The 20,467-nt window shown below is 42.3% G+C and carries 23 protein-coding genes and 1 pseudogene; 3 read left to right on the forward strand and 21 right to left on the reverse strand.

The window, feature by feature from the left end:
• Position 1 precedes the first annotated feature (1 nt).
• The 17 genes and pseudogenes from dxs to spoIIIAA all read right to left on the reverse strand — a co-directional run bounded on the left by dxs (position 2) and on the right by spoIIIAA (position 14,632).
• Positions 2 to 1,894, reverse strand: coding sequence for a 1-deoxy-D-xylulose-5-phosphate synthase (gene dxs / locus ACXAD1_RS17755; protein ID WP_474910678.1), 1,893 nt, complete (start codon positions 1,892 to 1,894; stop codon positions 2 to 4).
• A 391-nt stretch (positions 1,895 to 2,285) separates the two neighbouring features.
• Entirely contained in the window at positions 2,286 to 3,176 is an 891-nt protein-coding gene (locus ACXAD1_RS17760; RefSeq protein ID WP_474910679.1) for a polyprenyl synthetase family protein, read from the reverse strand.
• A gap of 2 nt (positions 3,177 to 3,178) precedes the next feature.
• Positions 3,179 to 3,412, reverse strand: coding sequence for an exodeoxyribonuclease VII small subunit (xseB, locus tag ACXAD1_RS17765; protein WP_474910680.1), 234 nt, complete (start codon positions 3,410 to 3,412; stop codon positions 3,179 to 3,181).
• Positions 3,413 to 3,417: 5 nt separating this feature from the next.
• Positions 3,418 to 4,758 (reverse strand): exodeoxyribonuclease VII large subunit, encoded by a 1,341-nt coding sequence (gene xseA, locus ACXAD1_RS17770; RefSeq protein WP_370224743.1) that lies wholly within the window; start codon positions 4,756 to 4,758, stop codon positions 3,418 to 3,420.
• 322 nt (positions 4,759 to 5,080) lie between these two features.
• The gene (folD, locus tag ACXAD1_RS17775; protein ID WP_206838481.1) at positions 5,081 to 5,938 is read right to left on the reverse strand and encodes a bifunctional methylenetetrahydrofolate dehydrogenase/methenyltetrahydrofolate cyclohydrolase FolD; all 858 of its coding nucleotides are present in this window, start codon (positions 5,936 to 5,938) and stop codon (positions 5,081 to 5,083) included.
• Positions 5,939 to 6,045: 107 nt separating this feature from the next.
• The gene (gene nusB, locus ACXAD1_RS17780; RefSeq protein WP_206838484.1) at positions 6,046 to 6,435 is read right to left on the reverse strand and encodes a transcription antitermination factor NusB; all 390 of its coding nucleotides are present in this window, start codon (positions 6,433 to 6,435) and stop codon (positions 6,046 to 6,048) included.
• A gap of 275 nt (positions 6,436 to 6,710) precedes the next feature.
• Entirely contained in the window at positions 6,711 to 7,118 is a 408-nt protein-coding gene (locus ACXAD1_RS17785; protein WP_009332897.1) for an Asp23/Gls24 family envelope stress response protein, read from the reverse strand.
• 20 nt (positions 7,119 to 7,138) lie between these two features.
• Positions 7,139 to 8,491 carry an acetyl-CoA carboxylase biotin carboxylase subunit gene (gene accC, locus ACXAD1_RS17790; RefSeq protein ID WP_474910681.1) on the reverse strand — a complete coding sequence of 451 codons (1,353 nt, stop codon included), beginning with the start codon at positions 8,489 to 8,491 and terminating at the stop codon, positions 7,139 to 7,141.
• Between the two features lie 13 nt (positions 8,492 to 8,504).
• Positions 8,505 to 9,011 carry an acetyl-CoA carboxylase biotin carboxyl carrier protein gene (gene accB, locus ACXAD1_RS17795; RefSeq protein ID WP_370224740.1) on the reverse strand — a complete coding sequence of 169 codons (507 nt, stop codon included), beginning with the start codon at positions 9,009 to 9,011 and terminating at the stop codon, positions 8,505 to 8,507.
• A gap of 377 nt (positions 9,012 to 9,388) precedes the next feature.
• The gene (locus ACXAD1_RS17800; protein WP_206838491.1) at positions 9,389 to 9,928 is read right to left on the reverse strand and encodes a SpoIIIAH-like family protein; all 540 of its coding nucleotides are present in this window, start codon (positions 9,926 to 9,928) and stop codon (positions 9,389 to 9,391) included.
• Positions 9,929 to 9,931: 3 nt separating this feature from the next.
• The gene (gene spoIIIAG / locus ACXAD1_RS17805; protein ID WP_206838493.1) at positions 9,932 to 10,600 is read right to left on the reverse strand and encodes a stage III sporulation protein AG; all 669 of its coding nucleotides are present in this window, start codon (positions 10,598 to 10,600) and stop codon (positions 9,932 to 9,934) included.
• Positions 10,593 to 11,225: a stage III sporulation protein AF gene (gene spoIIIAF, locus ACXAD1_RS17810; RefSeq protein WP_206838495.1), complete on the reverse strand. Its 633-nt coding sequence runs from the start codon at positions 11,223 to 11,225 to the stop codon at positions 10,593 to 10,595. The genes spoIIIAG and spoIIIAF overlap by 8 nt, the downstream gene beginning before the upstream one ends.
• 12 nt (positions 11,226 to 11,237) lie before the next feature.
• A pseudogene (gene spoIIIAE / locus ACXAD1_RS17815) lies at positions 11,238 to 12,436 on the reverse strand (stage III sporulation protein AE).
• Positions 12,437 to 12,525: 89 nt separating this feature from the next.
• A complete protein-coding gene (gene spoIIIAD / locus ACXAD1_RS17820; RefSeq protein ID WP_172581968.1) occupies positions 12,526 to 12,915 on the reverse strand; it encodes a stage III sporulation protein AD in 390 nt (129 codons plus the stop codon).
• Positions 12,916 to 12,930: 15 nt separating this feature from the next.
• Positions 12,931 to 13,137, reverse strand: a complete 207-nt coding sequence (gene spoIIIAC / locus ACXAD1_RS17825; protein ID WP_009332905.1) for a stage III sporulation protein AC — start codon at positions 13,135 to 13,137, stop codon at positions 12,931 to 12,933.
• A 55-nt stretch (positions 13,138 to 13,192) separates the two neighbouring features.
• Positions 13,193 to 13,708, reverse strand: coding sequence for a stage III sporulation protein SpoIIIAB (gene spoIIIAB, locus ACXAD1_RS17830; RefSeq protein WP_206838499.1), 516 nt, complete (start codon positions 13,706 to 13,708; stop codon positions 13,193 to 13,195).
• A complete protein-coding gene (gene spoIIIAA / locus ACXAD1_RS17835; RefSeq protein WP_474910682.1) occupies positions 13,709 to 14,632 on the reverse strand; it encodes a stage III sporulation protein AA in 924 nt (307 codons plus the stop codon). It lies immediately after the preceding gene.
• Positions 14,633 to 14,822: 190 nt separating this feature from the next.
• On the opposite strand from spoIIIAA, the gene ACXAD1_RS17840 reads away from it, so the two are divergent.
• The 3 genes from ACXAD1_RS17840 (at position 14,823) to ACXAD1_RS17850 (ending at position 17,219) form a co-directional block, all read left to right on the forward strand.
• On the forward strand, positions 14,823 to 16,205 hold the full coding sequence (locus tag ACXAD1_RS17840; RefSeq protein WP_474910683.1) for an alkaline phosphatase: 1,383 nt from the start codon (positions 14,823 to 14,825) through the stop codon (positions 16,203 to 16,205).
• Positions 16,206 to 16,279: 74 nt separating this feature from the next.
• Positions 16,280 to 16,966, forward strand: coding sequence for an SIMPL domain-containing protein (locus ACXAD1_RS17845; RefSeq protein WP_474910684.1), 687 nt, complete (start codon positions 16,280 to 16,282; stop codon positions 16,964 to 16,966).
• Positions 16,967 to 17,051: 85 nt separating this feature from the next.
• Positions 17,052 to 17,219, forward strand: a complete 168-nt coding sequence (locus ACXAD1_RS17850; protein ID WP_206838509.1) for a hypothetical protein — start codon at positions 17,052 to 17,054, stop codon at positions 17,217 to 17,219.
• Between the two features lie 35 nt (positions 17,220 to 17,254).
• Here the strand turns inward: ACXAD1_RS17850 and efp are convergent, their stop codons facing one another.
• The 4 genes from efp to ACXAD1_RS17870 all read right to left on the reverse strand — a co-directional run bounded on the left by efp (position 17,255) and on the right by ACXAD1_RS17870 (position 20,075).
• Positions 17,255 to 17,812, reverse strand: coding sequence for an elongation factor P (gene efp / locus ACXAD1_RS17855; protein ID WP_370221955.1), 558 nt, complete (start codon positions 17,810 to 17,812; stop codon positions 17,255 to 17,257).
• A 25-nt stretch (positions 17,813 to 17,837) separates the two neighbouring features.
• The gene (locus tag ACXAD1_RS17860) at positions 17,838 to 18,899 is read right to left on the reverse strand and encodes a M24 family metallopeptidase (RefSeq protein WP_206838512.1); all 1,062 of its coding nucleotides are present in this window, start codon (positions 18,897 to 18,899) and stop codon (positions 17,838 to 17,840) included.
• Between the two features lies 1 nt (position 18,900).
• Entirely contained in the window at positions 18,901 to 19,347 is a 447-nt protein-coding gene (aroQ, locus tag ACXAD1_RS17865; RefSeq protein ID WP_206838513.1) for a type II 3-dehydroquinate dehydratase, read from the reverse strand.
• 197 nt (positions 19,348 to 19,544) lie between these two features.
• The gene (locus tag ACXAD1_RS17870) at positions 19,545 to 20,075 is read right to left on the reverse strand and encodes a YqhR family membrane protein (protein WP_206838515.1); all 531 of its coding nucleotides are present in this window, start codon (positions 20,073 to 20,075) and stop codon (positions 19,545 to 19,547) included.
• Positions 20,076 to 20,467 lie beyond the last annotated feature (392 nt).

Raw genomic sequence — 20,467 nt, forward strand, 5'->3', positions numbered from 1 at the left:
TTTAAGCCCTTTTTTGTTTTTTTCTTGCCAGTTTTCCCATTCTCTCAACAGCATCTTCTGCAGTCATTCCGATTTCTTCTAATAGTTGATTTACATTGCCATGTTCAATAAATTTATCGGGTATCCCCATACGGTCGATTTCGGCATGATGGAAGCCATGCTCGTGTGCATATTCAAGAATTGCACTTCCAAATCCACCCTGCAGCACAGCTTCTTCTATAGTAAGAATAGGCATATTGACTGTGAACAATTCATGCAGTATCTTTTCATCAAGCGGCTTAATAAACCTCGCATTGATGACTTTAATGGAGTGTCCCTGCTTCTCCAGGAGCTGAGCTGCCTTCAAAGCCATTGGAATGGTTGTCCCAAAGGTTAAAATCGCTCCGTCATTGCCATCGCGCAGAACTTCCCATGTTCCGATTGGAATAGTCTTAAGTTCTGTGTCCATAGGCACTCCGATGCCATTTCCGCGCGGGAAGCGCATAGCGATAGGGCCATCATTATATTCTATAGCTGTTTTTACCATATGCTGGCCTTCATTTTCATCTTTTGGCATCATCAATACCATATTAGGCAAATGCCTTAAAAACGCAATATCGAATACTCCCTGATGAGTTTCCCCATCTGCACCTACAAGTCCTGCCCGGTCTATACCGATAAATACATTCAAGTTCTGGCGCGCAATATCGTGAACGACCTGGTCATAAGCACGCTGCAGGAAAGTAGAATAAATCGCAAGGAACGGCTTCATATTTTGAGTTGCCAGCCCGGCAGCTACCGTTGCTGCGTGCTGTTCAGCAATACCAACATCGTACATTCGATCCGGAAATTCACTTGCAAATCCTTCAAGCTTCGAGCCGACAGGCATTGCAGGAGTGATTGCAACGATTCTTTCATCTTCTCTTGCAAGCTTCCTGACGGTTTCTGAGACAAGCTTGCTCCATGCAGGCGGCGTACTTGCAGGTTTCACAAAGTCGCCTGTCTCCATTTTATATGGGCCTGTACCATGCCATGTGCCAATCCGGTCGCTTTCGGCAGGGTGATAGCCTTTTCCTTTTTTCGTTATAACATGGAGAAGCACTGGGCCTTCAGTTTTCTTTGCATAAGCAAGGTTCTCGAATAAGGCTTCATAGTTATGCCCATCAACAGGGCCCAAATAGGTAAAACCTAATTCTTCGAAGAACATGCCTGACACAAACAGATACTTTAGGCTATCTTTCAGCCTTTCAGCAGTTGAGGCCAATTTCCCCCCGACTGCCGGAACCTTTTTTAATAAATATTCAAGTTCATCTTTTACCCAATTATATTTGCCTGCAGTCCTTAACCTTCCAAGGACATTGTGAAGAGCACCAACATTAGGGGCAATTGACATTTCATTGTCATTTAATATGACAATCATATCTTTTTTTTCATGACCGATATGGTTTAAGGCTTCTAAGGCCATCCCGCCTGTTAAGGCACCATCCCCAATTACCGGAATGACATAATTATTCTCTTTTTTCAAGTCCCTGGCAATAGCCATTCCCACCGCAGCAGATAAAGAAGTGGAGCTGTGCCCCGTTTCCCATACGTCATGCTCGCTTTCAATCATTTTTGGGAAACCGCAAAGACCTTTATATTGTCTTAAAGTATCGAATTGGCACGCACGGCCCGTAAGAATTTTATGGACATATGACTGATGTCCGACATCCCAGATGATTTTATCCTTCGGACTGTCAAAACATTTATGCAATGCAACAGTCAGCTCAACAACTCCAAGATTAGGGCCAATATGCCCGCCTGTGCCTGAAAGCTTTTCTATTAGGAAAGTGCGGATATCCTGACTCAAACTTTCCAATTCTTTATTCGAGAGCCCTTTTAAAAAGGAAGGGTCTTTAATTGATAACAGATCCATACTGCGGACCACTCACTTTCGTATCTTATTCGTCCGTTTTTTTCGTAATGTTAGGCATTGCTGGCATTAGCCTCAACAAACCATAGCCTAATTATTTCAGAGTCTAGCCTGTCTAATAGATAATATCTTAAGATTACCTTATTACAGGAGATTTTCCAAATGCTTTTCAGATTAAACAGCTTTCAAAATATGCTTTCTTGATGGGTCACTGCCGCTGTCCCAATGCATGCACAGGAAAAAATGCGCAAACTCCTCCGGCAGCAATTCCTATGATACCAAAATATACACATTGAAGACCATCATTTTATTAAACAGCAAATGCCGCTGATACAAAAGTACAGCGGCAAGACCATCGTTTTTCTAATTCATTTTCGGCACCCTGACTTCCGATTTAGTGATCCCTGTTTGCAATTAAATCTGTTATTTCTTCGAGCAGCTCTGTTTGAAGGCCTGTTTCCCTCAGCTTTTCTTTTGCAGATCTGATATGTTCTTCAAGCGCCTCTTTCGCCCCGCTCATTGAAAGAAGAGATGGATATGTACTTTTATCTTTTGATTCATCACTGCCTACAGGCTTCCCGATTATCTCCTCTGTCCCTTCAAGGTCGAGGATATCATCCCTGATCTGAAAAGCCAGTCCCAGGTGATAGGCAAATTTAGATAGAGCCTGAATCGTTTCCTGACTGGCATTTGCCAAAATTGCACCTGATACAACACTGCATTCCAGCAGTTTGCCCGTTTTGTGCATGTGGATGTACTCAAGATCCTCTAAGCCCAGCTGCTTGCCTTCCCCCTTAATGTCTGCTGCCTGGCCGCCTACCATCCCCTCAGCACCGGAAGCTTTCGACAGTTCCTTGATTAAAGAAAGCTTTGTCTCAGCAGAAGCAAATTCTTCTGGCGTTTCCGCAATTGTTTGGAAGCTGTAAGTAAGCAAGGCATCGCCTGCCAGGATGGCAAATGCTTCTCCAAATACTTTATGGTTAGTCGGTTTGCCTCTTCTTAAGTCATCATTATCCATGCTTGGCAAGTCATCGTGAATGAGCGAATAAGTATGGACCATTTCAATTGCCGCCGCAGTCCATAGCCCTTTCGACGTATCCTCGCCAAAAGCAGCCAATGAAGCAAATAACAGCATTGGCCTTATCCGCTTTCCTCCGGCTTCAAGTGAATAGAGCATCGATTCCTTGATTTCAGAAGGCGCGTTTAATTTATGTACGTAATCCTTTAAATGAATTTCCAGTTTCTGTTTATGCAGTTCAGAGAAAGAGCTTAAGGATTGCTGCAAGATTATTCCTCCTCCGGAATGGCGAAGTTCGATTTACGGCCATCCTCCGTCAGTATTTCCGTAAGCTGTGATTCCACGTTTTTAAGCTTATCATGACATAATTTTGAGAGTTCCATGCCTTTTTTATAAATATTTATAGCCTCTTCAAGGGGAACATCTCCCTCTTCAAGCTTTTCTACAATAACTTCAAGTTCTTCCATTGCTTGTTCAAATGAAATTTGTTTTTCATCCGCCATGCCATTCACTCCTCAATATCCGTTACCTTGCATTCAATGGTTCCATCAGACACCTTCAATTTTATCATATCATCCGCTTTAACTTGGGACACGGTCTTTATTAGGGTTTCCTTTTCTGTATAAGCAAGGCTATAACCCCTATCCATAATTTTGAGCGGACTGAGCGCCTCGAGGGTTGAAATAACTCTCGCAAAGTCTTTTTCTTTTGCAGCCAGGATGTTTGCCATTGTTCTGTTTAACAGTTTATGAAGCCTATCATTGTTTTCTTTCGCCTGATCCTTCAGCTGCCCTGGATGACTCCGAACCAGCCTTTTTTGCAGGGTTTCTGCCTGCTCAAGCTTTAAATCGTGCAGCCTTCTTGAGCCTCTCATTAACTGTTCGGTCACTTTATCCAGCTGTTCCATTTTTTGCTCATATAATTTTTGCGGGTACCTGAAAGCGTATGATTTCTTCACCCTTAGAAGCCTTTCATTTTGCAGTGCAACTTGTTCTTTCATCGCTCTTATCAGCCGTGATTGCCTGTTGAAAAGCCTTTCCATCAAGTCATCGATATGCGGAACAGCCAATTCTGCAGCTCCCGTTGGGGTTGGGGCTCTTAAATCTGCAACAAAATCTGCTATTGTAAAATCCGTTTCATGGCCGACTGCTGAAATTATAGGTATTTCAGACTTGAATATTGCCCTGGCTACGGCTTCTTCATTAAAGGCCCAAAGCTCTTCAATGGAGCCTCCGCCCCGGCCGATGATTAAGACATCTGCATCCCTGGAAACATTAGCTTCCGTTATCGCCTTCACAATCGAGGGAGCTGCCTGGTTCCCCTGAACAAGCGCAGGGTATATAAGTATGTTTGCAATTGGATAGCGCCTTTTGAGCGTTGTCAAAATATCTCTGATTGCAGCTCCAGTAGGGGATGTGATAACCGCAACTGTTTTTGGATAACGCGGTATATCTTTTTTATGCGCAGGTGAAAAGAATCCTTCTTTCTCAAGTTTTTCTTTAAGCTGTTCATAAGCCAGATACAGTTCACCAATCCCGTCCGGCTGCATTTCCTGTACGTATATTTGATATTGCCCGCTGGATTCATAAACGGATATGGCTCCGCGAACTAAGATTTTCATGCCATTTTCCGGCCTAAATTTCATTGTCCTCGCATTTCCTGCAAACATTACGGCTAAAATTCGGGCTTTCTCATCCTTTAAAGTGAAGTACATATGGCCGCTGGAATGCTGTTTAAAGTTTGAGATTTCTCCCTTAACCAAAATATTTTGCAGATGAGGGTCGGCATCAAATTTTCTTTTTATGTATTTGGTCAGTGCGTTTACTGTCAGATACTGCTGTTCCTTCATAACAATCTCCTTTATGCTGAAGCTGCATTGCATCTGTTGCAGAGCAATAACTCAAGAAAAGCGCAAACGCCTTGCACACCCCCGACACCTTGAGGGGGTAGGCGCTCCTCCTAAAAGCTTGCGCTTTTAGTCGTGCGATGACATAGCTGTCGAAGCTTTCCTTGTGGAGCTAGACAATTATCAAAGTTCAAGATTATTCTTTCTTACCTATTAAAAAAACTGTCCTTCCACTCAGCCCGCATGCTTATACCTGCATGACAGGTTTTCCTAATTACAGGATAATGGAAATGGACAGATTTTGCATCTATGGCGGCCATTACTTTTAAATTTTGCTTTTGGAAAGCTTTGCTGCCTTTAGCGTATTATGCATTAACATGGCAATTGTCATCGGTCCCACTCCGCCTGGAACAGGAGTTATAAATCCTGCTTTTTGCCTAACTGCATCGAAATCAACATCGCCGCAAAGCTTTCCTTCCCCATCTCGATTCATGCCGACATCTATTACGATTGCGCCATTTTTAACATGGTCTTCAGTGATTAAATTCGCTTTCCCTGCTGCCGCCACCAGTATATCCGCCCTCTTTGTATATTCCTTCAGATCAGCCGTTTTCGAATGGCAGTATGTAACAGTAGCGTCTTCATTAAGGAACAGCTGCCCCGCGGGCTTTCCTACAATGTTGCTTCTCCCAATAACCACTACATGCTTTCCGGAAATGTCTGCACCAATGCTATCCAGCATTTCAATGATCCCTGCGGGAGTACAGGGTATATAAGCATCCTGAGCTGTCATCATCCTGCCAATGTTTATGGGATGAAACCCATCAACATCTTTTTCAGGAGATATGGCCTCGATGATGGCTTTTTCATTAATATGGCTTGGGAGCGGGAGCTGGACAAGGATTCCATGGATATCTTCATTTTCGTTTAACTCAGTGATTCTTATGATAAGCTCTTGCTCGCTGACGTTTTCGGAAAGTTCAATAAGCATAGAATTCATTCCCAGCTTATCGCAGGTTTTCTGCTTGTTTTTTACATATGTTCTGGATGCCTGATTATTCCCCGCTAAAATAACGGCCAGGCCTGGCGTGATCCCTTCCTCCTTCAGCTTCTGCACTTCTGAACCGATATGATCCTGTTTCTTTCTTGCAATTTCTTTTCCATCTATTAATTCTGCAGCCATTTCTATCCCCCTATCAGGAACTCGGAAGCGCCTATGATAAGGACTGCCGGCCCGCTTCCATCCGGAAAGTGCCAGCACATCCAGTGTGAGTCAGAGTTCTAATGTTTTTAAAGCTTTTCTTTTACCTTTGATAAAACACCATTAATAAACTTGCTTGATTGATCATCACCGTAAAGCTTGGCGATTTCAATTGCTTCATCGAGCACCACATTGGCTGGCACTTCCTCCGCTAAATACAGCAGCTCAAAAACGGATAAGCGCAGAAGATTGCGGTCTACAGTAGCAAGCCTCTCCAGTGTCCATTTTTCAAGAAATCCTTTGATTTCGCCATCAATTATTTCTTTATGCTGCAGGACACCTGATACTAGTTTGTTCAGGTACGCATCGCTTTTTTCACCCTCTAAAACATGTTCGATGGCGGTCTCGGGCTCTGTCTGGCTTACATCAATTTGAAATAATGCCTGCAATGCTTTTTCTCTGGCTGTTCTTCTCTTCATCTTTATAAAACCCCTTTATGGCTAACATAGTAATTTTCATTTTTGAGCATTTGCACGTCCAAAAATTGCATAAGAAGATAATAGCATAAGTAAGGAATCTTCGCACTACAACAAGAGCATTATGTTTGGACAGTAACATGAATTTAGGCTGGAAACTTATAAATTTAATTTTCCCTTTAAAAACTCCTTTATAACGTCTTGAGGAGTGAATGATGATGAGAATGAACCATGAGAAAAGCCAAAGACGAGTTTTATGTCTTTGGCTTGATGGTGAGTTACATTTCCTGTTCGTATTCAACCTCGTGCTTTTGGTTTTCAAACATGATTCCTACTACGTGAATGTTGACTTCCTGGGCGTCAAGGGCTGTCATATTCAGGAGGGCCTGACGGATGTTATCCTGAATTTTTTGGGCAACGCTTGGAATGGAGACGCCGAATTTCATCAGACAATATACATCAACTTTGATGCCTTCTTCTGTTAATTCGACTTTTACGCCTTTGCCATGGTTCTTCTTACCGAGCCTTTCAACCACTCCTGTAGCAAAGTTTCCGCGCATTTGCGCTACGCCTTCTACTTCTGAAGCAGCAATGCCGGCAATAACCTCAATAACTTCCGGTGCAATTTCCACCTTGCCAAGGCCAGAATTTTCAGGGCTCATTTCGAGAATATTATTTTCGCTCATTTTAGCACCTCCACAAGTCTTTAAGAATTCATTACATCGTGCAATTCAAGAAATTTCGTATTAAACTGCCCTTCCACAAATTTTTCGTGGTTTAGGAGCTTGAGGTGGAATGGAATTGTTGTATGAACCCCTTCCACCACAAATTCACTTAATGCCCGTTTCATTCGGGAAATGGCTTCTTCCCTAGTATTGCCGTAAGTGATCACTTTTGCAATCATTGAGTCATAATATGGAGGAATCATATAGCCCGGGTAGGCAGCAGAGTCCACTCTTACACCCAGCCCGCCAGGAGGCAGATACATATCGATTTTTCCTGCTGATGGCATAAAGTTTTTCTCCGGGTTTTCCGCATTAATTCTGCATTCAATCGACCAGCCGCTAAATGTTATATCACTCTGTGTGAAATTAAGCTTTTCACCTGAAGCAACCTTAATTTGCTCCTTGATTAAATCGACCCCTGTAACCATTTCTGTAACTGGATGCTCCACTTGAATACGTGTGTTCATTTCCATGAAATAGAATTTGCGATTTTGATAATCGTATATAAATTCTATCGTGCCAGCGCCTGTATAATCAACTGCTTTTGCTGCTTTAACAGCTGCATTTCCCATTTCTTCGCGTGTTTCACCGTCAAGTGCAGGTGAAGGCGTTTCCTCCAGCAGCTTTTGCAGACGCCTTTGTATGGAACAATCCCTTTCTCCGAGATGAACGGTGTTACCGTAATTGTCTGCAAGAACCTGGATCTCCACATGGCGGAAGTCCTCAATATATTTCTCAATATAAACGCCAGGATTTCCGAACGCAGTTAGCGCTTCCTGCTGAGTGATCGTAATTCCTTTAATAAGCTCTTGCTCATTACGTGCTACGCGGATTCCTTTTCCGCCTCCGCCGGCAGTCGCTTTAATAATTACCGGATACTCAATCTTTTCAGCAAGCTGAATAGCATCTTCTGCATCCTTTATGATTCCGTTGGAGCCAGGAACAATCGGTACTCCTGCTTCCTTCATGGTTTCCCTTGCAATATCCTTTGTGCCCATTTTGCTGATGGCTTCTGGAGTCGGGCCGACAAAGATAATATTGCATTCTCTGCAAAGTTCAGCAAAGTCCGCATTTTCAGCAAGGAATCCATAACCTGGATGAATGGCGTCACAGCCTGTAAGCTTGGCGACACTAATTATATTGGTAAAATTCAAATAGCTGTCCTTTGACGCTGTTGGGCCAATACAGTAGGCCTCATCGGCCAGCTGAACATGGAGTGCTTCCCTGTCAGCCTCTGAAAATACAGCTACAGATTCTATCCCCATCTCGCGGGCTGCCCTAATGATGCGCACCGCTATTTCTCCTCTATTGGCAATCAAGAGTTTTTTGATCATCCGTAACCGCTCCTTATTCAGGCTTTACTAAAAATAGTGGCTGGCCATATTCTACTAACTGGCCGTCTTTTACAAGCACTTCTACAATTTCGCCATTCACTTCTGCTTCAATTTCATTAAATAACTTCATTGCTTCCACAATGCAGACAATGGAATCTTTTGTAACTTTAGAGCCGGCTTTTACATATGCATCTGCATCAGGTGAAGATGATTGATAAAAGGTTCCTACCATCGGTGAGACAATCTTATGTAGATCTTCCGCGGCATCGGCCTGTGGTGCCGGTGCATGTGCTGGTGCTTCAGCTTTTGGCTCTTCCACCTTTACAGCAGCTGGCTGGACTGGCTGCGGAGCAGGAGCTAATGCTTGAACAGCTGCCGGCTGAACTTGCTGAACAACTGCTGCTTCATTGCCCTTTTTCTTCATCTTAATTTTTGAACCTTCATGCTCATATACAAATTCATCAATATTTGACTGATCAACCAATTTAATCAGTTCACGGATTTCTTGTACTTTTAACATTTTGGCACCCCTTGTTTTCTCACTGCATGACAATCCAATTAATCCGTATCCATCCCTTTGATGCAAAGAATTAGAACATACGGCAGGAATGTAATGCATGATTTAATTATGACTAGATACTAATATCATACGATAAGACCTTATAAAACTTCAACATCCTATTATGTACTGGATAATAATTTCTCTATCCACCCTTTGTTCCATTTTAATATTTTTCTAATTTTTTGTGAAATGTTAAGGATTTTACTTGAAATTCAGCCAGATTTCTATAGTAAACAGGACTTTTATATTATGCACTTATATGAAAAAGTTACCAAACATATAATAAAATTATAAAAGGGAGCCCGCAGGAATTATGCTGGCTCCCCCTATATTATCTACTTTTCAACCTGGAACTCAACGGCTACAGCCTCAAGCTGTCCAATTTCGTTCCTTACTTCCTGAATAATATTGTTTGCAGCAGAAGCTGAATGATCTTTTGCCTTAACCGTAATTTGAACCTTCTTTCCATCAGCACGGACAAGTACATCTTCATAATCCATCGCCCTTATTAATGTTTCAAGCATCGCTTCTTTTTGAGCGATTTCATTTAATTCATCAATTTGATCTTTTGCCTTCATTCTTTCTTCAGCCGGAAGATCAGTTTGACCGAGGACCTCTGTAAGATCCTCCTTCATGCGGCTGCGCTCATCGTCAAGCTGAAGGCGCAAAGTCTCAAACATTTCATCACTGGCAGTGTTTGTAATGATTGCCTTGCCATCTTCACTTTCAACTGATTCCATTTCTCCCTCTGCCTTTTCTTCCATTGCAGCAAGGTCACTGCCTTTTTGCTCCGGAGATGTTACATAATATACAGATAAGACAACCACCAAACTCAGCATTGTTAATAGCCAGACCGTTTGTTTCTTTAAAAGCATCTATTATTCCCCCTTAGTTTTTTTTGGCATTACAGATACTCTATGACTTGGAACATCAAGCGCTCTTGTTACTGCCTCTATAATCCACTTTTTCACTTGTATATTTTCAGCCCCTTTTGCCACAACCAGCACTCCCCTTATTTCAGGTTTCTTGGTTTCTATGACAATGGGAACCTCTTTTTCTCCATTTCGGACAATCACAAGCTGTTCCTCCTGTGACTGATCCTCAACCTTCCTTTTGCCGCCTTCCCGATCTGTTTCATCGGTTTTCTGTGTTTGGGTCGTTTTGTTTTTTTCAAGGACTTTCTTCTCTGTGGCATCCACATTAACCACAACAGTGGCATCTTCTACGCCGACGATTGCGTCAAGTGCCTCTTTTATTTGAGCTTCGTATGCCTTTTCATAATTGGCGATTGTGTCATTTCCTCCAGATTTCTGCTGTCCGAATACCGGCACCTCTTCTTCCTGCTTCACTTCTTCCCCATTCTTAAAAACGGATAAATCCTCGGTGGAGCCGTCATCTTGAAACAGCGTATTGCTGATCAGCATGATCGCTGCTCCAAAAAGTAGTACAAGCAGCAAATAATGGAATTTACCGGGTTTCTTATCAGACTGACCATCTTTTGAAATCAGCTTCTTTATCCATGTGAAAGGACCTTTTTCATTATCCATCCTTATCCATATTCCCCCCTTCTACCAGAACTTCGATTGAGTTTGCGTCTACATTCCATTTTTGTGCGAGAAGAGAAGCAATTCCTACTGCATCTTCATGTTCGGGCCCGCTGGATGGAAGAGGTTTCCCGGCATTGATTTCCACTGTTTTAACCACTTCTACAGCTTCAGCTTCTGCATCTTCTGCTTTGAGTTGGATCATGACCTTTTGCAGGTTATCCGGGAAGGCTTGATCACTGCTTTCATCTACTAAAATATCAATGTTAGCAATTTCCAGACCGTACTGTTCCATCAACTCCTCTTCTGCGTCCTGTTTCATGTGGACAGCCATTTGTTCTAAAATATATGCATCACTTGAGGCTTGTATTTCTTTTTTCTTCATTTCTATTAAATTTTCCATATTTTTTTCTCCGGATGCCTCAAAAACCGGCACTGAAACAAGTGCCTCTTCAAAATCACTTGATATAATTCTTAAAATTGGTGTAAGTATAATCGCAATCAGCAGCAGCCCTGTCACCATTTTTGTGTATTTCTGAAGCTTGGAACTGGGGAGGAGCATATCTATGACAGTGGCAAGCAGAACAAATAATATGATGTTCGTTACCCATTCTTTTATGAAATCCACTTCATTCCCTCCCTACCTGACCATCATGGTCAAATTACCGGCTGCTATAATAACCGTAATACTAAGGAAAAACATCAAGGAGACGATGGCCAGAGCGGCAAAAACATAGATGATGCTTTTGCTGATTATATCCAGGCAGGATATGATCGGCCCTCCCCCCAGCGGCTGCAAAATGGCTGCCGCGAATTTATATATAAACGCAATCATCAAAATTTTGATTGCAGGAAAAGCTGCGATAATAAGGAGAATGGCGACTCCTGCTATCCCAACAGTATTTTTCAATAGCACCGAAGCGCTAATTACTGTATCGGTCGCATCTGTAAACATCCTTCCAATGACCGGAATGAAATTTCCAGTAATAAATTTTGCTGTACGAATGGTAATTCCATCTGTAACCGCGGCTGAGGCTCCCTGAACTGATATAACTCCCAAAAAGACTGTTAGAAACATCCCAAGAAGCCCTATGCTCCAATTCCGGAGCAGATTCGCAAGCTGAGTTACCTTATAGTGTTCTGACAATGTGCTGACAATGCTTAACAGGGCTGATAAAAATAAAAGCGGAAGGATGACATACTGGATAAATAATCCGCTGACATTCATCAAAAATAAAATCACCGGGTGGAAAAAGCAGCGGATACCACACCTCCCGAAGAAGCAATCAGTGCAAGCAGCAGCGGTATTAGAGCCATTATGAATGACACCATGGTTGAAATGGTTTCCTGTGTGTAAGTGATCGCAACATGAAAGCTGTTCAGTGCAATAATTATTAAAACCATGAACACGATTGAGTATGCCGCTTTACTGACAGTGCTTTTTTCAAATGAATTCTGCAGAGACTGGAGGAACATGCTGAATACCGTCAGCAATATCAGGGTTCCCAGCAGCTTTCCATTTACAATGAACTCATGGAACACAAACTTCGTTGCACCGGCAGCCCACTCTTTCAGTGAGAATTCCTTTTCTCCCTTTATAAATTCATATAGACTCCCCTTTTGGCTTTCAGGCAAAAAGCCTCCATACTCAGTTGTGATTTCTTCCCAAAATCCTTTTAATTCATTAAGATCTAACTTCTCCACCTGAGATTCTACTAAATCCTCGGGAGATATCGTTTCCTCTGCTTCGCCGGTCTTAGGTGAGGCTTGTACAATTGGTGCCAGGAAAAAGAATAGAATTAAGCTGAACCATAAAATTTTCTGCATCCTTTGCTTCATTTTTTCACCTCTTTTAAAAGACCCTATCTAATACAGCAATATGTGCTTGTCCACTCCGGCGGCCTTCATATTCAGTAGACCTGAGCAAGCTAGCTCGGAATCATGCGAATGATGGTTTCGATCAATACAGTAAGGATCGGGATTGCCATGGCTAGGATAAGTATCTTCCCGCCCATCTCAATTTTTGCTGCAATGGCCCCCTGTCCTGCATCTTTCGTGATCTGGGCTGCAAATTCAGCAATATAGGCTATTCCGATTATTTTTAAAATGGTTTCAACATATACGATATTTACCTTTGCATTGACGGCAATCTTTTCAATCATATGGATAATGGCATAAATTTGGTCGACGAGAAAAAGAAAGATGGCACAGCCGACAAAAACAATCAGCAAAAAAGCAAAATTGGGTTTTTGCTCCTTAACAATCAGCGCCAGGAAAGTGGCTACAAGCGAAAATCCGACTATCTGCAGAATTTCAATGGCTGAGCCCCCCTTTTAACCCTGAAACAAAAAAACAGATTTTATTTTTTGGAACAGGTTATCTACAATGGAAGCAACCATGAACAAGATATATATAAATCCGAACAGCGTCACCCATTGTGCGTATTCCTTTTTGCCCACCTGATCAAGAATAGTATGCAAAAAGGCTACAACGATTCCGACACCTGCAATCTTAAATATGATATCTACCTCTAGGCCCATCTTTTCTCCCCCTAAGCTCTGATCAGCGTCCGGCAATTCAAGCTGCCGGCGTGTCCTACATTAGTAAAATAATTAAGAGCAATCCGGATAAAAACCCCAGACTTTTGACCATTCTCTCGTATTTCACTTGTCTGTCATGTGCATCTGCTTCTTCACGTTCCAGGTGGGAAAGGGTCAGCATGATCTGCTTTTGCTGGGATAGACGGTCATGTCTTCCAAGTGTTTCGCCAAATTGCTTCATAATCTCAAATTCCCCCTGTTTAAAAGCTGTCATTTTCCAAGTTTCCTTCAAACTTTCCTCCCAGGCGTCCTTAACGGTCGTCTCGGAATCAGTCAATTTCTTTGCAAAGGATTCAAAGAACCAGGATAGCGGCTTGGAAAGCTGGGCAGAAAGTCTTCTGGCTGCTTCATGAAGAGGCGTATGGCCATACATAATCTCAGCCTCCAGCGACTGCAGGGCCGATTTAAGCTGGCGAAGCTGGCGCGGCCTTTCGGTCAGATGCCTCGAAGCTTCAAACCCTGCCCACGTTGTAGCAATGATGATCAAAACAGCTCCAATAACCTTCATCATTTACATCACGCCCGCTTTATATGGGTATCCTGCAACGTCTGAGTTTCTAATGCACAAAATGCTGCCTGGCCCTTCTTTCCTGCCCAGTTCAATAAAACGCTGAAAAATGCCCATTTCCAGTATGGCTTGTAAAGTGGGGCGCTTCTTAATTTCTTCCAGCGAATTTCCATGTGTAGTCATTATCAGCTTTATTCCGGCATTTACAGCCTCCATTATGGCCTCTGCATCTTCATGCCTGCCAATTTCATCAACAACCAGAACCTCGGGGCTCATGGAACGAATCATCATCATCATGCCTTCAGCTTTTGGACAGGCATCAAGGACATCAATTCTATTCCCAAATGTCATTTGAGGGATCCCGTTCACACATCCTGCTATTTCGGAGCGTTCATCCACAATCCCAACCTTGCTGGCAGGAAAGTCATCATTGGGATCACCAGATGAAATGATTCTTGCAATGTCGCGCAGTAAGGTGGTTTTACCAGTCTGCGGCGGACCAATAATCATGGTATGCAGCCACCCATCATTGTAAATTCGGGGAATCAGATTCTTGGCAATGCCAATTTTCTCCCTGGCAATTCTAATGTTAAAAGAGGAAATATCTCTGATTGCCTTAACCTTTCCTTGTTCAAGAATGACCTTTCCGGCAAGCCCTACCCTATGGCCGCCTTCAATCGTGATATAACCTCTCTTCAGTTCTTCCTCCAGTGTATAAATGGAAAAATGGCTTATTTTATTCAGCAAATGCACGGCATCCTCTGACTCAACTATATAAGGGAGATAATGCGGCACCCCCCTTGCTGTCAGTTCAATGGGTCTGGAAATGCGGACCCTGATTTCCTCCAGATCGTCTAAGGTTTGCGGAGGGATTCTCAGTATTTGTTCGGCAATTTTTTTCGGCAAAAAGGCTATAATCGTTTCCATGTCTGCTCCTCCATTCATCATCTGATTTCGGACTAGCTTCTCATTATTTAAAATGTATGCCTGAGGCAAAACAATATGACTTAGATTTGCAAGCTTCTCATTTATTTAGGGACAAGCTTTTCGCCGAGTAAAAAAAATCTTTTCTCCAAAAAATAACCCTAAGAAAGTTGGTAAAGGCGGGTGTCATTATATGAAAGCTAAATGTGTTTACATTATGGTTATTTTTCATCTTTTAGTCCTTGGCTTCTTCCCTGCAGAAGGAATGGCTCATCAGAAAATTGCAAAAGGACCGCAAAATGTCATTCTGATGATTGGAGACGGAATGGGAATTGGCCAGATTGAGATTGCAAGAAAACTGGAATATGGAAAGGATGGTCGGTTGTTTCTGGAATCTCTCCCTCACACGGCATTGGTGCATACCGAATCTGCCAATAATTTTGTTACAGACTCAGCTGCCGGCGGCACTGCACTTGCAATTGGAAAAAAAACAAATAATGAGATGATCGGAGTCACTCCTGATGGTAAGGAAACAGACAGCATTCTGGATTTATTCAAGAAAAGCGGAAAAAAGGCGGGGATTATCTCTACCAATACAGTTACAGACGCAACACCTGCCGCCTTTACAGCAAGTGTTACAAACAGATGGTCTGGACAGGAGGAAATTGCACGCCAGCAGCTGAATAATGAGGTGGATGTGTTAATGGGAGGCGGGAGAGCCTATTTCAGTCAGGAAAAGCAAGGCGGAAAGGATTTAATTAAGGAGGCCAGGATGAAAGGCTATGACTATGCTAGCAATCGGGAGGAAATGCAGAAAGCAAAAGGGGGAAAACTTCTTGGATTGTTCAATAATGGATATATGAACTTTAAACTGGACCGTCCTTTAAAAAACAGCAAGGAACCAAGCTTAAAAGAAATGACTGAAAAAGCGATCAGTGTTCTCTCAAAAGGTAATCATGGATTTTTCCTTATGGCTGAAGGCGCAAGGATTGACCACGCTTCACACGCAGGCGATATTACAAGCATCTGGAAAGAAACCATTGAATTTGATGAAGCTGTCAAGTATGCGGTTGAATGGGCAAAAAAGGACAAAGAGACACTGGTGTTGGTTGCCGCTGATCACGAAACCATGGGTATATCAGCATCAGAGCCGCTGGATATACAGCAGTTAAAAGAAATCAAGGCGACCCCGCAGTATATGGTCAGCCAATTTGCCAGAGATGAAAATAGGGGCACTTACCGGTCAGAAAGCGTTAAGAATGTCTTAAAAAAGTATGCAAATATTGATTTAACCGAGCAGGAAATTGAAACATTTAATGGCAAGCTGATGAAAACAGACAGCAAGGTTTATCCTCAATATTTAGCTGCATGGGAAATAGGCAGCCTGATTGCAGAAAAATATCATGGGGGAATTTTAACGAATAAAGTAAGATCTCTCAGCTCAACCGGCGGACATACAGGCAATATGATCCCTTTATTTGCTTATGGCATTGGGAGCGAAACTTTTACAGGAGTGATGGAGAATACGGATATCCCTAAGAGAATTGCGCGGCTGTTGAATTACAGCTGGGATTAATAATGTACGCATTTTCTTTCTTTCTCCCGCGTAATTCTAGAAAGATACCTCAATGAAAGCGGGGAATGAAATCCATGTATTATTATCAGCCCTTTGTCCGCAATTCTGTGCAAACAGGAAGCCATTCCAGATCAAAGCCAAATATTTTAAGGGTTTCAGGTGAGGGGAAGCTAGCTGTACAGCCTGACCAGGCTAACATAAAGCTGGGGGTTTTAACAGAAGACCAGGAGCTTCAGAAAGCACAGGTACAGAATGCAGGTGCCATTTCAAGTATCAAAAAGGCTCTTAATTATATTGGAATAACAGAAAAGCAGATTCAAACGTCCGATTTCACCATTTTTCCGCAGTACGATTTTGTGGATGGCAAGCAAATTTTCCGCGGGTACAGGGTTGAGCATATACTAGGCATTACTGTCGATGAGATAGAAAATACGGGACTTGTAGTGGATACAGCAGTGGATAACGGCGCAAACATTGTCAGAGGAATTCATTTTGAAGCTGAAAACCAGTCAGAATTGTACCAGCAGGCATTAATTCAGGCCGTTATGGATGCCTGCAAAAAGGCAGAAACAATCGCCTCTGCACTTAGAGTACATTTGATCAGCACCCCTGTATCCATTGCGGAAAGAACTTTAGGCATAGAACAGCCTGTATCGTATCAATCCTCCACTTTTGTTAAAAGTGCCGTCAGCACGCCTATCCAGCCTGGAACCATAGACATAGAAAGCCAAATCACAGCAGAGTTCACCTATTATAGCTAAGAAATTTTCGTCTTATAATCATAAGGAAAAAGCTAATACTAATTATGTGTCACATAGTAACTTCCCGGAGAAATGAGGTTTGAGGATGAATGAGAACTTAGGAGAATTTTTAAAAAACCAGAAAAAAGGCGACAGGGCTTATCTCGGCGGAACACGCGATAATAGAAATGCCCCTGCATCTGACCCTGATTATAATAATCGCAATGATACTGACATATCCCCCGGTGCTGAAGGCAGGAAATATAAAGGATAAAAAAAAATCCCGAGAAATCGGGATTTTTTTTAAAATTATGCACGTGACACGTATGAACTATCAGTTGTATTGATAATCAGCTTATCTCCTTCATTAACAAAGAAAGGAACTTGTACAGTCAGGCCTGTTTCAAGTGTAGCAGGCTTCGTTCCGCCGGAAGCAGTATCCCCTTTAATGCCTGGTTCTGTTTCAGTCACTGTAAGCTCAACAGAGTTAGGAAGCTCAATTCCGAGAGACTCTCCCTGGTAAAGCATAATAGCAACTTCCATGTTCTCTTTTAAAAACTTTAATTCATACTCAATTGCTGATGCAGGCAGCTCGATTTGCTCATAAGACTCATTGTCCATGAAAACATGCTGATCTCCATTAGCATAAAGGTATTGCATTTTACGATTATCGATTTGTGCTTTCCCTACTTTTTCACCTGCGCGAAAGGTTTTTTCCTGAATAGCACCTGTGCGAAGGTTGCGCAATTTGGAACGTACAAATGCCGCTCCTTTTCCCGGTTTAACGTGCTGGAAATCCATTACACGCCAAATGCCGTTATCAACTTCAATCGTCAATCCCGTACGAAAATCGTTTACAGAAATCATGAGTTTGTCCTCCTAATGTGTACAATTAAAGAATAATCAATTCTTTAGTAGAGTGAGTAAGCGTTTCATTGTGATCCTTTGTAATGACTGTATCATCCTCAATGCGGACACCGCCGAGGCCCGGTATGTAAATGCCCGGCTCCACCGTTACAACCATTCCAGGTTCAAGTATAACATCAGACTTAAATGACAATGCAGGCCCTTCATGCACTTCAAGCCCGATGCCATGTCCGGTAGAATGACCAAAATATTCGCCATAGCCTTTACCAGAAATATAATCACGAGTTAAGGCATCTGCTTCTTTGCCGCTCATTCCCGGTTTGATGCCTTCCATCCCCCGCTCCTGAGCTTCCTGCACAATTGTATAGATTTCTTTCAGCTTATCTTCAGGTTCTCCAACAGCAACCGTACGAGTAATATCTGAAACATAGCCCTTATAATAAGCGCCGAAGTCCAGTGTGACAAAATCGCCTTTTTCAATAACTTTATCACTGGCGACTCCATGCGGAAGAGCAGAACGGTATCCGGATGCTACGATAATATCAAACGATGATGAAACTGCACCCGCTTTTCTCATAAAGAATTCTAATTCATTGGAAACTTCCAATTCAGTAATTCCTGGCCGAATGACATCAAGAATATGTTTAAAAGCAGCATCTGCAATGTCAGCTGCCACCTTTATTATCTTAATCTCTGAATCGGTCTTTATCAAGCGTAACTTTTCAATTGTGTCAGAAACTGGGACAAGCTCAGAGTTAACAGCTTTTTCATAGGCTTTATAGGATGAGAAAGCCAAATGATTCTCTTCAAAGCCAAGCTTTTTGATCCCAAGCTGTTCAGCCTGTTTGGCAACTTCTTCTGTAATTGCACCAGTATGCTTCACAATTTCATACCCTTCACACTGTTTAGCTGCCTGTTCTGTGTAGCGGAAATCGGTTATGAAGAGTGCTTTATCCGCACTGATTAATACCACGCCGGCTGAACCGGTAAAACCAGTCATATAACGGCGGTTGAAACTGCTGGTAATCAGCATTCCATCTATCCCAGACTCAGTAAAGCGTGTGCGTAATTTTTGTATTTTTTCCATATTATCCTCTCCCCTTTTGAAAATCCATTAATGCATGGAAAGCCAGTTCATACCCTTTAAAGCCCAGACCGACTATTTGGCCCATTGCAGCGGGTGCAATGACAGAAGTATGCCTGAATTCTTCCCTGGCATGAACATTTGAAATATGTACTTCGATCAAAGGAACCTGGATTCCTGCAACAGCATCCCTGATCGCGTAACTATAATGGGTAAATGCGCCAGGATTGAAAATAATACCCTGTGTGCCATCTTCATTGGCGAGGTGAAGCTTGTCAATGAGTTCCCCTTCATGATTTGACTGAAAACAGGTCACTTCTGTCTCATGTGAAGCACCCAATGCTTTCATATTCTGCTCCAGCTGATCAAGCGTTTCTTTTCCATAAACACCTGGTTCCCTTTTGCCGAGCAGGTTTAAATTTGGCCCATTTAACAGGAGTATTTTCCCCATGTTCAACCCCCTCTTACATAGTTGCTGACAGGCCTCTCTTTCTATTCTTGTCTACTCTCTGACAGCATCGAAAAAGAATGCCCATTAAGAACATTCTATCATAAAGCAAAATTTCATACAGTTCTGATGTATAGCGCTTTTCGCAAAATTCATCATTACTGCATAAAGATTTAACATTCGCCATTATGCTTTATCCATCAAGTTAAATCCGGATCTGTCCGGGCCTTTTTTTCATCTTCATTCTTGCCTCGGATTTCATGAGCTTCATATGATATGGAATACCCTACGAATACGCCAAATAATATATAAAAACAGATCGATGTGATAATTGTATTCCGCCCTAGATCCCAAAACGGGCTGATTCCAGGGAATATTGGGTTGAGTATAAAAAATACCAGTAAAAAAAGGGCAACTCCATAGCCAGCTCCCACGAAAATACTTTGAAATTTCCGCAGCGCTGCATAATAAATTAAGGCCGCCACAATTGAAATTGCGCCAATAAGGAAAATTGAGATCAGAGTTCCCAGCCAGCCCTCTTTCCAGGCCCCAATCGTCCAGGGTTCGAGAATGACATTAGGGCGAATTTCGGTAAAATTAAACACGTAAGCCAGATAGGCCAGGCCGCTCCAAAGAATGCCTCCAACCAGTCCGGTAATGACCACCATTGCCATAAAAGACATCGGCCTCTCCCTTTGATCCTGTTCCAAGCGCTCCTTTTCTTCTGCCACTTTGCGCCACCTCCTTTTCCTATTATGTCCACTCACATTTATTCCATTGCATCAGATTTAAAATAAATGCAGATTCGAATAACCCTCCGGCAAAGATCATTCATATTTTTTATATAATTTCCTGTTGTAGAGAGGTTTTATGAGATTTTAGGTCGAATAAAATAATTAATGATACAGTCCTTTGATTTTTGCTTATTTGAGGCAATGTGTGTTCCGGGACTGGTGTTCATAGCATAAATTTAAGTATAGGCAGCATGCGGGATACTCTTTGGTAAGTACGCAGCTATTCCTGATACTTTTTAAAAGTTAATATTCTGCTGTTTAAATTGTAAAGAAATAGGAAAAGAAAAATATGAAGACAACTTTCATTAATTATTTCGATAAACTTTAGC

Source organism: Cytobacillus sp. ABV4_503 (assembly GCF_056158445.1).

Excerpts from the sequence above, each read along its gene's own strand:
- dxs (WP_474910678.1), bottom strand. The coding sequence starts at position 1,894 with ATGGATCTGTTATCAATTAAAGACCCTTCCTTTTTAAAAGGGCTCTCG.
- xseB (WP_474910680.1), bottom strand. The coding sequence starts at position 3,412 with ATGGCGGATGAAAAACAAATTTCATTTGAACAAGCAATGGAAGAACTT.
- xseA (WP_370224743.1), bottom strand. The coding sequence starts at position 4,758 with ATGAAGGAACAGCAGTATCTGACAGTAAACGCACTGACCAAATACATA.
- folD (WP_206838481.1), bottom strand. The coding sequence starts at position 5,938 with ATGGCTGCAGAATTAATAGATGGAAAAGAAATTGCAAGAAAGAAACAG.
- nusB (WP_206838484.1), bottom strand. The coding sequence starts at position 6,435 with ATGAAGAGAAGAACAGCCAGAGAAAAAGCATTGCAGGCATTATTTCAA.
- ACXAD1_RS17785 (WP_009332897.1), bottom strand. The coding sequence starts at position 7,118 with ATGAGCGAAAATAATATTCTCGAAATGAGCCCTGAAAATTCTGGCCTT.
- accC (WP_474910681.1), bottom strand. The coding sequence starts at position 8,491 with ATGATCAAAAAACTCTTGATTGCCAATAGAGGAGAAATAGCGGTGCGC.
- accB (WP_370224740.1), bottom strand. The coding sequence starts at position 9,011 with ATGTTAAAAGTACAAGAAATCCGTGAACTGATTAAATTGGTTGATCAG.
- ACXAD1_RS17800 (WP_206838491.1), bottom strand. The coding sequence starts at position 9,928 with ATGCTTTTAAAGAAACAAACGGTCTGGCTATTAACAATGCTGAGTTTG.
- spoIIIAG (WP_206838493.1), bottom strand. The coding sequence starts at position 10,600 with ATGGATAATGAAAAAGGTCCTTTCACATGGATAAAGAAGCTGATTTCA.
- spoIIIAC (WP_009332905.1), bottom strand. The coding sequence starts at position 13,137 with ATGGGCCTAGAGGTAGATATCATATTTAAGATTGCAGGTGTCGGAATC.
- spoIIIAB (WP_206838499.1), bottom strand. The coding sequence starts at position 13,708 with ATGATGAAGGTTATTGGAGCTGTTTTGATCATCATTGCTACAACGTGG.
- spoIIIAA (WP_474910682.1), bottom strand. The coding sequence starts at position 14,632 with ATGGAAACGATTATAGCCTTTTTGCCGAAAAAAATTGCCGAACAAATA.
- ACXAD1_RS17840 (WP_474910683.1), top strand. The coding sequence starts at position 14,823 with ATGAAAGCTAAATGTGTTTACATTATGGTTATTTTTCATCTTTTAGTC.
- ACXAD1_RS17845 (WP_474910684.1), top strand. The coding sequence starts at position 16,280 with ATGTATTATTATCAGCCCTTTGTCCGCAATTCTGTGCAAACAGGAAGC.
- ACXAD1_RS17850 (WP_206838509.1), top strand. The coding sequence starts at position 17,052 with ATGAATGAGAACTTAGGAGAATTTTTAAAAAACCAGAAAAAAGGCGAC.
- efp (WP_370221955.1), bottom strand. The coding sequence starts at position 17,812 with ATGATTTCTGTAAACGATTTTCGTACGGGATTGACGATTGAAGTTGAT.
- ACXAD1_RS17860 (WP_206838512.1), bottom strand. The coding sequence starts at position 18,899 with ATGGAAAAAATACAAAAATTACGCACACGCTTTACTGAGTCTGGGATA.
- aroQ (WP_206838513.1), bottom strand. The coding sequence starts at position 19,347 with ATGGGGAAAATACTCCTGTTAAATGGGCCAAATTTAAACCTGCTCGGC.